This is a genomic window from Hydrogenoanaerobacterium saccharovorans, assembly GCF_003814745.1.
GTDB lineage: Bacteria > Bacillota > Clostridia > Oscillospirales > Ruminococcaceae > Hydrogenoanaerobacterium > Hydrogenoanaerobacterium saccharovorans.
Window position 1 is genome coordinate 1217873 of sequence record NZ_RKRD01000001.1, and the last position, 14647, is coordinate 1232519.

A 14647-nucleotide genomic window follows, 5' to 3' on the forward strand; every position below is an offset into this window, starting at 1 on the left:
GCTATAATAGTTATAGGATATTTATGCAAGTTCAATACTGCTATTTGTGGCGAAAGTGTGCTTACTTGGGCTATACGAAAAGCATTGCTAACTTTCCGGCGGATTTTATCCGCTTTCCGAAAGGATATTCAAATAGATAAGGGGTTGAAGTTATGAACATTACCATCACCGCAAGAAAAACAACGGTAAAAGATTCGTTTAAAGAGCGCTGCGAGAAAAAAATAAGCAAACTGGACAAATTTTTTACAGACGACGCAAAGGCCAACGTAGTTGTTACCAGCGAACGCGAGCGCGAAACCGTCGAGGTAACAATACAATCACAGGGAATGTTCTTCCGTTCTGAAAAAACCACTGCAGATAGGCTCGATTCTCTTGACGAAGTTATCGATAACCTGTTTCGTCAAATTGTCAAAAACAAAAAGAAATTGGGTAAACGTATCCGCGATGATGCGTTAAAATCAAGTGAAGTTGAACTGCTTGAGCAAGATGTGGCCGAATACCATGTTGTAAAAATTAAGAAGTTCCCCATGAAACCCATGGCTGTGGATGAAGCGATTCTTCAAATGAATATGTTGGGGCACGAGTTTTACATGTTCCGAAATTCTGATGATAACGAAATTAACGTAGTTTATAAGCGCAACAACGGAGACTATGGCTTAATCGAACCAAAAATCGATTAAACGAATTAATCCGTTTTAGATAATCGTATGCTTGTGCGGTTTTCGTTGCATTTGCGGCGAAAACCGCACTTTATGTCATACAACAAGACTATAAGCCGGCAGGTTTGAAATAAAATCTGCCCTATCAAATTTTAGGAGTTGAACTATGAGTAAAATTAAGATTGCCTGTCCTTGTATTTTCGGGCTGGAGAGTGTATTATCCGCGGAAGTAAAAAAGTTGGGAGTTCAAAACATTGAAGTTACAGACGGTAAAGTTACCTTTGTAGGCGACCTTATCGATGTAGCTAAAGCAAACATTTGGTTGCGTACCGCAGAGCGTGTGCAAATTGTTATGGGCTCGTTTCGTGCAGAGACCTTTGAAGAACTGTTTCAAGGTGTATTGGCCCTTGATTTTGAAAACTTCATCCGCAAGGAAGATGCCTTTCCTGTAAAGGGCTGGTCGCTTAATTCCAAGCTGCATAGCGTTCCAGATTGCCAGTCGATTGTCAAAAAGGCAATTGTTAGACGCCTTGAGAACAAATACAACCAAAGCTGGTTTGAAGAGACTGGCAGCAGAGTACAAGTGCAATTTTCTATTTTGAAAGATATTGTTACTGTTCTGCTCGATACCAGCGGTGCAGGGCTTCATAAACGTGGATATCGTCAAAAATCCAATATTGCACCGATTAAAGAGACTTTGGCAGCCGGCATAGTAGATCTTGCACGTATTCACAACGATAGTGTTATTTTAGACCCATTTTGCGGTTCTGGTACTTTACTCATTGAGGCGGCTTTGTATGCACTCAATATAGCACCAGGCATCAATCGGCGTTTTGCTGCCGAAAAATGGGGCGTTTTTTCAGAAGATAATATTTTTAAATCGGTGCGTCTTGAAGCATTAGAGGCTATCGACCGTCAGGCTGAGTTTCGTGGTTATGGTTATGATGTCGACCCCGCAGCAGTTGAACTGACACAGGAGAACGCACGAATAGCAGGTGTTGCAAATCGTTTTCAAATAGCGCAGCAAGATATTGCCGATTTTAAAACGGATGAACTGCGTGCTACCATCATTACAAATCCGCCTTACGGTGAACGTATGCTTGATGTTAAAGATGCGCAGAAATTATACAAAACCATGGGCGAGGTATTTGAACGCCGTAAGTTCCTGAATTATTATATTATCAGCCCGGATGAACAATTTGAAGAGATGTTCGGCTCGGGTGCAGACCGTCGCCGTAAACTTTACAACGGTATGATAAAATGCCAGCTGTATATGTATTTTAAAGGGTTGCCCGAAAAAAGAGTGTAATATTTTTCAAGACCGGAGGTTGATTTGCAACCTCCGGTCTTTTTTTGATTTTTCGTATGTGAATCACTGAGTTGAATTTGCACATAAATAAATTAAAAGATATGCTTGACAAATATCTACCTTTAAAGTATTATATAAATATACTACTACACCCCCAGGGGGGTGTTTATAAAAAGGAGCTTGCTATGATTCAAAAATTTAATGTAACGGGGATGACCTGTTCCTCCTGTTCATCTCATGTTGAAAAAGCGGTATCAAAAATAGAAGGTGTACGAAGTGTAAATGTAAATCTTCTTGCTAATAATATGGCTGTTGATTTTGATGAAACTGCTACCAGTACCCAAGCAATTGAAAAAGCAGTTGCTAATGTAGGTTACGGCGCATCTTTGCATAACGATAAGCCCATGGCAAACAGCAAAACAAATATAAACGATACAATGACACAAGAGATTGCCAATATGAAATATCGCCTGATTGTATCGTTTGCATTTATGATACCGCTGTTTTATCTTTCTATGGGACATATGATGAATTGGCCGTTACCCGGTATTTTTCTGGGGATGGAAAACACCCTTATCTTTGCGTTTACACAATTTTTGCTTTGCTTGCCTATATTATATGTAAATAAAAAATATTTTCGTGTAGGCTTTAAAGCTTTGTTTAAGCGTTCTCCTAATATGGATTCTTTGATTGCCATTGGTTCTTCGGCAGCAGTGGTATACGGTATTTACGCTATCTATAAAATTGGTTGGGGGCTTGGACATGGTGATATGCACATAGTGCATACCTATTCCATGGATATCTACTTTGAAACTGCGGCTATGATTTTAGCACTGATTACTTTGGGCAAATATCTCGAAACCCGCTCCAAAGGTAAAACCAGCGAGGCGATTACCAAACTCATCAATCTTACGCCCAAAACCGCGCTGATCGAGCGAGATGGTATCGAAACAGAAGTACCTGTTGAAGAGGTTGTCAAGGATGATATTGTAATCGTAAAACCCGGGCAAAGCATACCGGTAGACGGTGTTATTGTAGAAGGTGCTGCTGCTGTGGATGAATCTGCGCTCACGGGTGAAAGTATTCCGGTTGAAAAGCAGATAGGAGACAAAGTGACAGGCGCTTCCATCAATAAATCGGGTTACTTCAAATTTCGAGCCACAAAAGTAGGCGGTGACACTGCGCTTGCTCAAATCATTAAACTGGTTGAAGAGGCAGGGGCATCCAAAGCACCTATCGCCAAGCTTGCCGACCAAGTAAGCGGCATATTTGTACCAATTGTTATCGGCATTGCTGTTTTGTCGGTTGTTATATGGTTGCTGGTTGGGGCGAGTTTCGAGTTTGCTATGTCAATCGGCATTGCCGTTCTGGTTATTTCCTGCCCGTGTGCGCTCGGTTTGGCTACCCCCACCGCTATTATGGTAGGTACAGGCAAAGGCGCAGAAAACGGTATTCTTATCAAGTCTGCCGAGGCATTGGAAATCGCACACAGTATTGATACGGTTGTTTTGGATAAAACCGGAACGATTACCGAGGGGAAACCGCGCGTAACCGATGTACTATGTGGGGATACTTTTAAAGAGAACGCAAAGCAGGCAAACCAAGCCGGTTTTAGTTTGGAAGATGAATTGCTGCGGTTAGCGGCATCGATAGAGAAACCGTCTGAGCATCCGCTTGCAGATGCAATCGTTGAAGAAGCTAAAAGCCGCGGTTTAGAACTCATCAAAGCAAGCAGTTTTACAGCAATTGCAGGAAGAGGCTTGGATGTTGTTCTGGAAGATACGCACTATTTTGCAGGTAATCTCAAGCTGATGCAGGAACAAAACATTGCACTCGGTAACCTTGCCATTATGGCAGATACTTTGGCAGCAGACGGTAAAACTCCACTGTTTTTTGCGCAGGGCAGTAATTTGCTTGGCATTATTGCAGTAGCAGATGTCATCAAGCCTACCAGCCGTAATGCGGTACGCGCGTTTGAACATTTAGGGATTGATGTTGTCATGCTTACGGGTGATAATGCAAAAACAGCGCAGGCAATACAAAAACAGGTAGGAATTAAAAATGTTATCGCAGAGGTTCTGCCGCAGGATAAAGAACGTGAGGTGCGCCGCTTACAGGAGGCAGGCAAAAAGATTGCGATGATAGGTGACGGTATCAACGATGCACCTGCCCTTGCTCGGGCGGATGTGGGTATTGCAATCGGTGCAGGTACCGATGTAGCGATTGAATCGGCAGATATTGTGCTGATGCGCAGCGACTTACTGGATGCAGTGGCGGCGGTGCAGCTTTCCAAAGCAACCATTCGTAATATCAAGCAAAATCTGTTTTGGGCTTTGGTGTACAACACAATTGGTATTCCTTTGGCGGCAGGTGTATTTTACACTTTGCTTGGTTGGAAATTAAACCCGATGTTTGGTGCAGCTGCCATGAGTTTATCTTCGGTTTGTGTAGTTGCCAATGCACTGCGCCTCAAACTGTTTCAACCCAAATATAATCGCAGTTATAATGATGTTCTCACCGGTAATCCGGTGCAGACAATAAGTTTAAATCAAGGAGAGATAATGATGACAAAGACAATTGATATTGAAGGTATGTCATGTGCCCATTGCACGGGCAGAGTAGAGCAGGTGCTCACAGCATTCCCCGAGGTTGAAAAAGCAGTGGTTAGCTTAGAGGGCAAAAATGCCGTGGTATCGCTGAAAAAAGACGTACCTGATTCGGTGCTTACCAAACTGATTTCAGACGCAGGCTATACCGTAACGGGTATTCGATAGGAGAAGAACATCAATGAAAGCAGACAGAGCAAAGGTGACCCGACTGCTAAAAACAGCACGGGGTCAGCTTGACGGAATACTAAAAATGGTGGATGATGACCGATATTGCATCGATATTGCAAACCAGATTCTCGCTACCGAATCCATTCTTCACAAGGTAAGCCGTGAGGTGCTGCGCGCCCACATGCAAGATTGCGTAAAAGAAGCCGTGATGGCAGGCAATTCCGACGAAAAAATTGATGAGATTCTTGCACTGGTTGACAAAATATCAAAATAGGGTAGGATAGTGGCAAGTGAATTTCGGTTTTATCTTAAAAATTGCACTTGACAATGATGACAAAGCTTGCTAATATAGTATCAATGCAAAAATATAGTAACACGATGACGGGGAATAGTAGTCGAAGTTATTTCTCACAGAGAGCTGCGAATGCTGAAAAGCAGCAGAAATTACCCGATGAACTCACCCTAGAGTGGTCAACCCAAAGGCATATGCCCAGTAGGCTTGAACGGAATTTCCACCGATAGCGGGAAAGCGAGTCTGTTAGGACTTGGCAGAGCGGCACAGTTTTGTGTGCAATCGAAGTGGTAACGCGGAAGCAAGGCTTTCGTCTTCATAATTGAGGACGAAAGCCTTTTTTGTGTTTAAATGCGCAACCGTGTGTAAACTGTTTATGTTTTGGGCGAACATACTAAATCAGCAATACAGGAGGTTTTGCTTGTGAACGAATTAATTTCCATAACAGTGGGCAAGCAGCTTGAAAAAGTGGCAAGAGAATATCCAAACGCTCAGGCAATCAAATACACCGATAGGGATTACACGCGCACCTGGAAAGAATTTAACGAAGAGTGCGACAAGGCAGCCAAAGGTCTTCTTGCACTGGGAATACGCAAAGGCGATAAAGTAGCAATCTGGGCAACCAATGTGCCCGAATGGCTCATTATTTTGTTTGCTACGGCTAAAATTGGTGCAATTTTGGTTACTGTCAATACCAATTACAAAGAGTTTGAGCTTGAATATTTGCTGCGTCAATCGGATACCAAGGCTTTGATTTTAATCGATGGATTTAAGGATGCAGATTATATTGGCATTATCAATCAGATTTGCCCCACACTGGCAAGCTGTGCCCCGGGGCAATACAAAGACCAGATGCTACCGTTTTTAACAACGGTTATTTATGCGGGCAGTAAAAAAGAAGCACCCGCAGGTATGCTGCATTGGAATGAACTGTTTCATGTCTGCGAAAAAATAAGCGACGACAGTTTGTATATGATTGGTGATGCGCTCGACCCGCAGGATGTCATCAACATGCAGTACACTTCAGGTACTACCGGCTTTCCCAAAGGCGTTATGCTTACTCATTATAACATCATCAACAACGGTAAATCGATTGGCGACTGTATGAAATTTACCCATGACGATAAGCTGTGCATTACGGTTCCATTTTTTCATTGTTTTGGTTTGGTGCTTGCAATTATGGCTTGTCTGACGCATTCCTCTTCTATGGTTCCCATCGATGCATACAGCCCCATCAAGGTAATGAATGCCCTGCAAAACGAACAGTGTACCGCTTTTCACGGTGTGCCTACAATGTATATCGGTATGTTGCAGCATCCCGAGTTCAGAAACTTTCGGTTTCCGCGTCTGCGCACCGGTATTATGGCGGGTTCGCCATGCCCGGTTAAAGTAATGCAGCAGGTCGTGGATGAAATGGGTATGCATGAAATTACAATTGCTTACGGTCAAACAGAAGCATCACCCGTATGCACGATGACAACCACAAACGATTCGTTAGAGCATCGTGTTTCCACCGTTGGCAAAACAATGCCGTTTGTAGAAGCAAAAATTATTGACCCTGAAACGGGAGAAGCGTTGCCGTACAATACCCCCGGCGAGTTTTGTTCGCGCGGATACAATACCATGAGAGGGTATTACAAAATGCAGGAGGCGACGGCGCAGGCAATTGATAAAGACGGTTGGCTGCATACTGGTGACATTGCCACAATGGATGAGCAGGGATATTTTAAAATTACAGGACGAATCAAAGACATGATTATCCGCGGCGGCGAGAATATTTATCCCAAAGAAATTGAAGAGTTTCTCTACACACATCCTGCTGTTTCAGACGTACAGGTGATTGGCGTACCAAGTACCCGCTACGGCGAAGAAATTATGGCGTGCATTATTTTAAAAGAACATGCAACTGTCACCGAAGACGAAGTGAAAGAATATGTGTGCTCTCATATGGCGCGTCATAAGGTGCCGAGTTATGTGTGCTTTATGGATAATTTCCCCATGACGGCGAGCGGCAAAATACAAAAGTTTAAAATGCGCGAAAACGCTATAGAATTGCTGGATTTGCAAAATGCAGCAGCCATTGAAACCGCTTAATTTAATAATTTGTGCAAATTACACGTTAATTTTATTAAAACACTCTTCTGATTATAGTGATTCATAGTTGGCAAAAATTTTGAGAAAATGGTATACTATTAAAATAGGTTACTTCTACTTAATTTTTGAATTTTTTACGAATAAACTACTATGATATAGAAATTACTCTACAATCGGGAGTGTGAATAAATTGACAAACAGTGATAAGCAGAAGCTTTGCATGGGATGTATGTCCGCTATGACCAACGAGGGGAGATGCCCCCATTGTGGATTTCAGAGCAGAAAAAGTTTCAGCAGAGAGTTTTTGCCGCCGCGCACCGAGCTCGTTGGGCGTTACCTCGTAGGTAACTTGCAAAGGCATAACGGTGAAGGAGCATTTTACATTGGTTATGACCTAGAAGAAGATCTAAAAGTTATTATCAGCGAATATCTGCCGCGTACACTGGCAAACCGAAATGAATCGGACGGCAGTGTAACCGTAAAATATGGCAAAGAGGCACAGTTTAAAGCCTTGCTGGATGATTTTATTGAAAATGCAAGGCTTATACGTGAGGTTTGCCAAAAAGCAACCGGAATTATGCCGGTACTTGATATTTTTACCGAGCGCGGTACCGCTTATGTAATTTATCGCTACATACAAGCGGTGCCTTTGGCAGAATACCTTCTTGAAAACGGCGGAGAAATTAGTTGGGCACAGGCTAAGTCAATAATTATGCCGTTGCTCAAATCCATTTCGGCATTGCATCAAAAGGGAGCAATCCATCGCGGAATATCACCCGAGACCTTGTTGGTAGACAGCAAAGGCAAACTGTGGTTAACCGGCTTAAGCGTTTCTGCATTGCGTACAGGTTACAGTGAACTGGATTGTGAATTGTTTGATGGATATTCAGCCCCGGAGCAATATACTGCAAACGGTTGGCAGGGTACATGGACGGATGTATACGCTGCAGGTGCCATTCTTTACCGGCTGCTTACCGGAACTTTGCCTGTATCTGCAGAAATACGTAAGCAAAAAGATTCGCTGTATCCTGCAAATATGCTCAACCATTCTATACCCGAGAACGTTTCGGATGCTATTGACGGCGCGATGCTGGTGGCAGTAGAAAAACGTACACAAAATATCGATAAATTAATTGCTGACCTGCTCGAAACAGTAGACTCCAATACGGCTGTATTTGATGCCAAGGACTATATAAAAACTCCAAGTTCGACTAAAACTAAACGCAAGATGCCTTTTCCTTTGCGTGTGATGCTTTATACATCCGTTGGGCTAGGTGCTGTTATTGTGATTGTCTATTTTACACTAATCAAACCTTCCATTAGCAATTCTTCTGAATCCGTTTCTTCTTCTGATATAGTAACATCAGATTTAACAGAAGAATCGGAGCCTAAGGATATAGGGATACCTGATTTTACAGGCCAGTTTGTTCAAAAAGTGGAGACTAACTCTGAGTATAAACTCAAATATGAGTTTAAGATTGAACATAAGTATAACGAGAACGATGTTCCACCGGGTGTAATTTACAACCAGTCGCCTTCTGCAGGCACCCCAATGCTTAACAAAGGGACTGTGATTTTGTATGTCAGCAAGGGTTCACAGATTACGAAGATGCCTTTTCTGATTGGAAGCACGCTCGAGCTTGCTTTGCGTACTCTCGAAAGTATGAATATTTATTACGATGTCATAACAGAAGAAGATGAAACAAAAGACCCGGGCTTGGTAATTAAAACAAGTATCGAGCCGGGTGGAGATGTAGCAAAAGAAAAAGATGTGGTATATATCTACGTTAATAAAAAGCCGGAGGAATCAACAGAATCCTCCGAAGAAATAAATTACCAGTGATGAATAAATACAGGAGGGATTCCCTATGAAATTAGCGTTTTCAACGCTAGGCTGCCCTGGGTGGTCTTGGAATGAAATTTTTGCAACCGCAAAGGATTTAGGTTTGGATGGCATAGAAGTTAGAGGTGTAGGCAAAGAGATGTATGCCCCTAAGGCAAAACCATTTTTGCCCGAAAATATCAATACAACCATTGAAAAAAGCAAAAATGGGAATATTGAAATTTGTATGCTCACATCGGGTGCAACCCTTGGTATAGGCAATGGAGAAGAAGCAATGAGCGAGGCAAAAGAATATGTTGACCTTGCTGCAAAGCTTGGCGTAAAATACATCCGCGTAATGATAGCCAATCATCCTGAGCCAATGGAGGGCGAAAATTTAAAGCAGGGCAAGCTGTTGTACCAGCAGCTTTGCGAATATGCAGCTACAAAAAATGTTTCACCGCTGATTGAAACCAATGGTGAGCTCGCGAATTCTGAGGTAATGCGCGAGTTTATGAGCGGAATTTCTGCCGAAAACGCAGGTGTACTGTGGGATATTCACCACCCTTACCGTTTTTTTGAGGAGACTCCTGCTGAAACTTACGAGAATATAGGGCGGTGGGTAAGGTATATTCACGTCAAAGATTCTATCGGTGATGCAAACGACGTGCAGTATCGCATGATGGGTTACGGTAATGTACCTGTTTTAGATACATTGAAAATACTAAACGATAATGGTTACAATGGCTATGTTACCCTTGAGTGGGTAAAACGGTGGAACCCCGATCTTCAGGAGCCAGGGATTGTGTTTTCTCATTTCGTAAATTACATGCGTTGTCTTTTTAATCAGCTGTAATTCCTCTTACAACTACATAAATAGGTTATACCGTTTGCTTTCGTCAATAGAAATAGAACAACATATTGTGTACCTAGTTATATGCAATCATACCACGTGCAAAGGACGTGGTATGATTGACAGCCCTATAAGTGCATAATACCAGCAGCGTCTTAAGACGCTCAATGAGTAACGCCAACCGCACTTTGGCGTTACTTTTTATATTTCTTCTATATGTGTTTAAAGGGATCTTCGTACTCTTTAAAGCACTTTTTCAATCCCCACGTGCATAGCACATGGTTGCTTATACAACAAAAAAGGGTCATCTGCAAAAGCAGATGACCCTTTTAATAATAAATATCTTTATTATTCGCTTACATAAGGCAGCATAGCAAGGTGACGAGCACGTTTGATAGCTACAGTAAGCATACGCTGATGATGAGCACAAGTGCCTGTAACTCTACGAGGTACAATTTTAGCTCTTTCAGAAAGATACTTTCTAAGTTCAGCAACGTCTTTATAGCTGATATTTTCAGCTTTTCTCTGGCAGAACGCACAAACCTTTTTGCGGCCTTTTCTCATGCGATTGCCTCTTTCAGGTCTCTCATTTCTTTCCACGGTACAAACCTCCTTTAAAATAGGTTACGCTGTTACAAAATCACATTAAACTAGAAGGGAAGATCGTCGTATCCGTCAACCTCTTGAAAATCCCCAACATCGCCGCTGGAATAAGCCACACCGCTATCGGTATGCGCAGAAGATGGTTCAGGCGCAGAATAGCTTGATGTACCCTCGTTTTTGGCAGCGCCTTCAACAAAGTTTACATTGTCGCAAACAACATCGGTTGCTCTGCGTTTAATGCCTTGCTTATCTTCATAGCTGCGCACTTGCAATCTACCCTCAACAAGAATAGGTTTGCCCTTGTTAAAATATTTGCAGACAAACTCTGCAGTATTTCTCCAAGCAACGCAATCGATAAAATCGGCTTGTCTTTCTGCACCCTTAACAAAAGGGCGATTTACAGCAACAGTAAAGGATGCCACAGAGATATTATTTTGGGTTTGACGAAGTTCGGGGTCAGCCGTCAGTCTGCCAAGCAGCAGTACTTTATTCACTTAACACACCGTCCTTTAATAATTATTGCTCGTTCGCAACGATAAGAGAGCGAAGAACACCGTCTGTGATTTTGTACACACGATCGAGCTCAGCAGGGAATTCGGGAGCAGCAGTAAAGTTTACTACGTAGTAGTAACCCTCTGTTTCATCCTGAATTGGGTAAGCAAGCTTACGTTTGCCCCAATCAGCCTCGCTGTCGATAGTACCGTTTTCGCTGATCAATGTTTTGAATTTCTCTACGAGAGCGGCAACAGCCTCATCACCGTTTTTTGTGTTGAAGATTGCAACAGTCTCGTAGCTCAGGGTTGTGTTTGCCATGTAAATACACCTCCTTATGGACATTAGGCCCTGCGAAGCAGGGCAAGGATAGTTAGGCCGTACCCATGTTGTACAAGGGCGGACAATAACAGAATGATTATAACAGAGCTGAGCTGTAAAGTCAAGTTAAATGCCATATTTTTTACAGATTTCTGCCAGATAACTGCGAAAATCGTCACCCACCTCGGGATGTTTCAGCCCTACTTCAACAATTGCTTGTAAAATACCAAGTTTGTTGCCCATATCATAGCGCGTACCCTCGTATTCTACACCAATCATACCCTCTATTACTGCAAGCTCACGCATTGCATCGGTCAGCTGAATCTCACCGCCAGCCCCCGGCTTAAGATGCTCAAGTATGGGGAAAATCTTCGGTGGAAGGATACACCTGCCTAAAATTGCATAGTTCGAAAAAAGTTGTTCTCTGCGGGGTTTTTCAATCATATCGGTTACACTGTATCGGTTGCCTTCGAGATGTTTGGTTTTAAGTGAGCAATATTTTAAAATTTGTTCGGTAGGTACCTCTTTAATACCCACAACACCGCTTCCATATTGCTCGTAAGCGTCGCAAAGCTGGCCGCAGGCAGGCTTTTCACCAATAATCACATCATCGCCATACAGCACTGCAAACGGGTCGTTGCCCACAAAAGCTTTGGCACAGTAAACAGCATGTCCAAGCCCTTTGGTTTCTTTTTGCCGGATATATTGTATATTGGCGAGGTTTGAAATCGCGACCATTTCTTCGTAAACTTTTTCTTTTCCTGAATTGAGCAATTTATGTTCTAATTCCGGTGCACGGTCAAAATGGTCTTCTACAGTGGTTTTGCCGCGGCTGGTGATGATTAGAATATCTTCTATACCCGATTTTACTGCTTCTTCCACAATATACTGGATTGCAGGCTTGTCCACTATGGGCAGCATTTCTTTTGGCATTGCCTTCGAAGCGGGTAGTACGCGTGTGCCAAGGCCAGCAGCTGGGATGACAGCTTTTTTTATTTTCACATCAATTTCCTCCTGATAAAAATAGCTTAAAATAAGTTGTAGGTTGTAAGCAACAGTGCATAATAAACAAAATAACATATAAACAGTAAAGCTGCAACTGCTACAACCAATACCTTGTTGGTTCTACCGCTAACTGCAAGCGCTTGTGCGTATTCACTTTCGGGTCTGCCGTCATAATCTTTTTTAATATCGCTTATTCGTTTTAAAACAAAGCGAAAGTAAAGTTTATTGGCAAAAAAGCCGCTGAACAGGCATACTATAAGGTAGATATAATGCAGTATGTTCGAAACCACCAACAGATTGCTGTAAGGTGTCAGGTCAATGGGAGGTGCATTTAAAATCAATAAATTTTGCAAAATATCGGGGAACAAATAGTAAACCAGCAAAAGATTTGGTAACATGCTCAGTATAAACAACGATAAAAGTACGGTTCCTGCTTTGTACATTTTGCGGTTGAAGTAGTAGAAAAAGTTAAAAATAATAGCCGAAAAGTTTACACTGATCGAGTGCTTTGCCATATCAAACAGCTTAAAACGCGGCAGATAATAAAACGTATTTTCACCAATAAATTGCGCAATCTCTTTTACAGTAACACCGTTGATTTTATCTTCTGGTGCAATACCGAACTGTGCAGCACTTTGGGCTTGCTGGGCGTTTAAATTTACTTGATAGTCGCCCTGAGACTGAAAATTCCTTTGATAATCAGGTGTCTGCTGCGGCGGTACAGAGATGCCCAGTTTCATACCGCAACTGCGGCAGAATATGCTGCCTGCTTCATTGGCACTGTTGCATCGCGGGCACAAAAACAAATTTCCGGCTTGTTCGTCTGTTTGAGTTGCCTCTGGCTGAAAAGACGAATTTGCATTTTCATGATTTGGATTTTTCCAGACAAAGCCTTGTGTATGTTGTTCTGAAAGAGCACAGTGTCCGAGCTCGCGGTAACAGTCTCTGTGATGGGGTGCTCCGCACTCGGGGCATACCACGACATCATCTTTTTTAGTAAAAACTTTGCCGCATATAGGGCAGGGAACACCATTGTATTTATTCATCGGTCAGTTTACCTCCATTTTGCAAACGTGGTATGATACCACATAAAACCAATAGTATTATTATAATATATTCTATAAAAAAAACCAATAACAAAACAAATGAGTTTACAAATGTTCACAGATAAGTTAAAATTGAAAGGATAAATACTTGTGTTGAAGGTGAGATAAATGTTAGAATACGATGAACTGCGCCTTAAGCTGCTTGAATTGAAGCCACAGATAGAAGACCTTGCCGACGCCATCGGTTTAGAAGCACTTCAGGAAGAACTTGACGAACTGCACCAAAAAGCGGCTGCACCAAACTTTTGGAATGATATGGAGAATTCATCTAAGGTATTGCAGCGTACCCGCCAAATTGAAAATAAAATAGAGGCATACAAAAATCTTTCAGTACAGTGCGAAGATGCACTGACGATGATTGAAATTGCGAATGAAGAAAAAGATTTATCCGTACTATCCGAAATAACCGAATCGGTAAAAAATATTGAAACCGACTTGGAAAAAGAAAAACTTTCTACCCTGCTTACCGGAGAATATGATGCAAACAATGCTATTTTGACGTTCCACGCAGGCGCAGGAGGTACAGAAAGCCAAGACTGGGCACAGATGCTCTACCGCATGTACACTCGCTGGAGTGAGCGCCACGGCTTTAAATACAGGATATTAGATTACCTGGAAGGCGACGAGGCAGGGCTTAAAAGTGCCAGTATTTTAGTAGAGGGATTGAACGCCTACGGCTTTTTAAAATCAGAGGCAGGCGTACACCGTTTGGTGCGCATTTCTCCTTTTGATTCTGCAGGCAGACGCCACACTTCGTTTTCTTCTCTTGATGTTATGCCCGAATTGCCTGACGATGCTGATGTCGAAATCAACGAAGAAGATATTCGTATGGAAGTGTACCGTTCTTCTGGTGCAGGCGGACAGAAGGTAAACAAAACTTCATCGGCGGTTCGCCTTATCCATATTCCAACCGGTATTGTTGTATCTTGCCAAAACGAGCGCAGCCAATTCCAAAACAAAGATATGTGTATGAAAATGCTTCGTGCCAAGCTGGTGGAAATTAAAGAACGTGAGCACCTTGAGAAGATATCTGACATACGAGGTGACCACAGCGTTATTGCTTGGGGCAGCCAAATTCGTTCGTATGTGTTTATGCCTTATACTCTTGCAAAAGACCATCGTACCGGTTTTGAGAACGGCAATATCCAGGCAGTAATGGATGGTGACCTTGATGGTTTCATCAACGCTTACCTTAAAGCGGCGAGTCAAGGAGAATTAAATAAACAATCTTCATAATATTTAACATACGAGACGATGCAGCATCGTCTCGTTTTTTATAGAAAAATTTATATTCTCATATTGACATTTTGTGTA

Annotated in this window: 13 protein-coding genes and 1 other annotated feature; of the genes, 8 read left to right on the plus strand and 5 right to left on the minus strand. The window is 42.4% G+C overall.

Annotated features, from left to right (window positions below):
- The first annotated feature begins 152 nt into the window (after nucleotides 1-152).
- From hpf to EDD70_RS05740, 7 genes are all read left to right on the plus strand, one after another.
- Nucleotides 153-680 carry a ribosome hibernation-promoting factor, HPF/YfiA family gene (gene hpf, locus EDD70_RS05710; protein WP_092752119.1) on the plus strand — a complete coding sequence of 176 codons (528 nt, stop codon included), beginning with the start codon at nucleotides 153-155 and terminating at the stop codon, nucleotides 678-680.
- Nucleotides 681-825: 145 nt separating this feature from the next.
- Nucleotides 826-1968: a THUMP domain-containing class I SAM-dependent RNA methyltransferase gene (locus EDD70_RS05715; RefSeq protein WP_092752117.1), complete on the plus strand. Its 1143-nt coding sequence runs from the start codon at nucleotides 826-828 to the stop codon at nucleotides 1966-1968.
- Between the two features lie 185 nt (nucleotides 1969-2153).
- Complete coding sequence (locus EDD70_RS05720) at nucleotides 2154-4742, plus strand: heavy metal translocating P-type ATPase (protein WP_092752115.1); 2589 nt, start codon at nucleotides 2154-2156, stop codon at nucleotides 4740-4742.
- A 13-nt stretch (nucleotides 4743-4755) separates the two neighbouring features.
- Nucleotides 4756-5019: a metal-sensing transcriptional repressor gene (locus EDD70_RS05725; RefSeq protein WP_092752113.1), complete on the plus strand. Its 264-nt coding sequence runs from the start codon at nucleotides 4756-4758 to the stop codon at nucleotides 5017-5019.
- Nucleotides 5020-5114: 95 nt separating this feature from the next.
- Nucleotides 5115-5358, plus strand: a binding site (T-box leader).
- A gap of 102 nt (nucleotides 5359-5460) precedes the next feature.
- Nucleotides 5461-7131 (plus strand): AMP-binding protein, encoded by a 1671-nt coding sequence (locus tag EDD70_RS05730; RefSeq protein ID WP_092752111.1) that lies wholly within the window; start codon nucleotides 5461-5463, stop codon nucleotides 7129-7131.
- A gap of 190 nt (nucleotides 7132-7321) precedes the next feature.
- On the plus strand, nucleotides 7322-8974 hold the full coding sequence (locus EDD70_RS05735; RefSeq protein ID WP_092752109.1) for a PASTA domain-containing protein: 1653 nt from the start codon (nucleotides 7322-7324) through the stop codon (nucleotides 8972-8974).
- A gap of 25 nt (nucleotides 8975-8999) precedes the next feature.
- Entirely contained in the window at nucleotides 9000-9809 is an 810-nt protein-coding gene (locus EDD70_RS05740; RefSeq protein WP_092752107.1) for a sugar phosphate isomerase/epimerase family protein, read from the plus strand.
- 345 nt (nucleotides 9810-10154) lie between these two features.
- On the opposite strand, the gene rpsR is transcribed toward EDD70_RS05740, so the two are convergent.
- From rpsR to EDD70_RS05765, 5 genes are all read right to left on the minus strand, one after another.
- Nucleotides 10155-10370 carry a 30S ribosomal protein S18 gene (gene rpsR, locus EDD70_RS05745; RefSeq protein ID WP_092754493.1) on the minus strand — a complete coding sequence of 72 codons (216 nt, stop codon included), beginning with the start codon at nucleotides 10368-10370 and terminating at the stop codon, nucleotides 10155-10157.
- Nucleotides 10371-10456: 86 nt separating this feature from the next.
- Nucleotides 10457-10903: a single-stranded DNA-binding protein gene (locus EDD70_RS05750; protein WP_092752105.1), complete on the minus strand. Its 447-nt coding sequence runs from the start codon at nucleotides 10901-10903 to the stop codon at nucleotides 10457-10459.
- Between the two features lie 22 nt (nucleotides 10904-10925).
- Nucleotides 10926-11222: a 30S ribosomal protein S6 gene (rpsF, locus tag EDD70_RS05755; protein ID WP_092752103.1), complete on the minus strand. Its 297-nt coding sequence runs from the start codon at nucleotides 11220-11222 to the stop codon at nucleotides 10926-10928.
- Between the two features lie 126 nt (nucleotides 11223-11348).
- On the minus strand, nucleotides 11349-12224 hold the full coding sequence (galU, locus tag EDD70_RS05760; protein WP_205408579.1) for a UTP--glucose-1-phosphate uridylyltransferase GalU: 876 nt from the start codon (nucleotides 12222-12224) through the stop codon (nucleotides 11349-11351).
- Between the two features lie 26 nt (nucleotides 12225-12250).
- Entirely contained in the window at nucleotides 12251-13273 is a 1023-nt protein-coding gene (locus EDD70_RS05765; RefSeq protein WP_092752098.1) for an RING finger protein, read from the minus strand.
- 168 nt (nucleotides 13274-13441) lie between these two features.
- Here EDD70_RS05765 and prfB point away from each other — a divergent pair, with 168 nt between their 5' ends.
- Entirely contained in the window at nucleotides 13442-14569 is a 1128-nt protein-coding gene (gene prfB / locus EDD70_RS05770) for a peptide chain release factor 2 (RefSeq protein ID WP_092752096.1), read from the plus strand.
- The last annotated feature ends 78 nt before the right edge of the window (nucleotides 14570-14647 follow it).

Bases quoted from the DNA above. Each gene is read 5' to 3' on its own strand.
- hpf (WP_092752119.1), top strand. From the start codon at position 153: ATGAACATTACCATCACCGCAAGAAAAACAACGGTAAAAGATTCGTTT.
- EDD70_RS05720 (WP_092752115.1), top strand. From the start codon at position 2,154: ATGATTCAAAAATTTAATGTAACGGGGATGACCTGTTCCTCCTGTTCA.
- EDD70_RS05740 (WP_092752107.1), top strand. From the start codon at position 9,000: ATGAAATTAGCGTTTTCAACGCTAGGCTGCCCTGGGTGGTCTTGGAAT.
- rpsF (WP_092752103.1), bottom strand. From the start codon at position 11,222: ATGGCAAACACAACCCTGAGCTACGAGACTGTTGCAATCTTCAACACA.
- EDD70_RS05725 (WP_092752113.1), top strand. From the start codon at position 4,756: ATGAAAGCAGACAGAGCAAAGGTGACCCGACTGCTAAAAACAGCACGG.
- rpsR (WP_092754493.1), bottom strand. From the start codon at position 10,370: ATGAGAAAAGGCCGCAAAAAGGTTTGTGCGTTCTGCCAGAGAAAAGCT.
- EDD70_RS05765 (WP_092752098.1), bottom strand. From the start codon at position 13,273: ATGAATAAATACAATGGTGTTCCCTGCCCTATATGCGGCAAAGTTTTT.
- EDD70_RS05715 (WP_092752117.1), top strand. From the start codon at position 826: ATGAGTAAAATTAAGATTGCCTGTCCTTGTATTTTCGGGCTGGAGAGT.
- prfB (WP_092752096.1), top strand. From the start codon at position 13,442: ATGTTAGAATACGATGAACTGCGCCTTAAGCTGCTTGAATTGAAGCCA.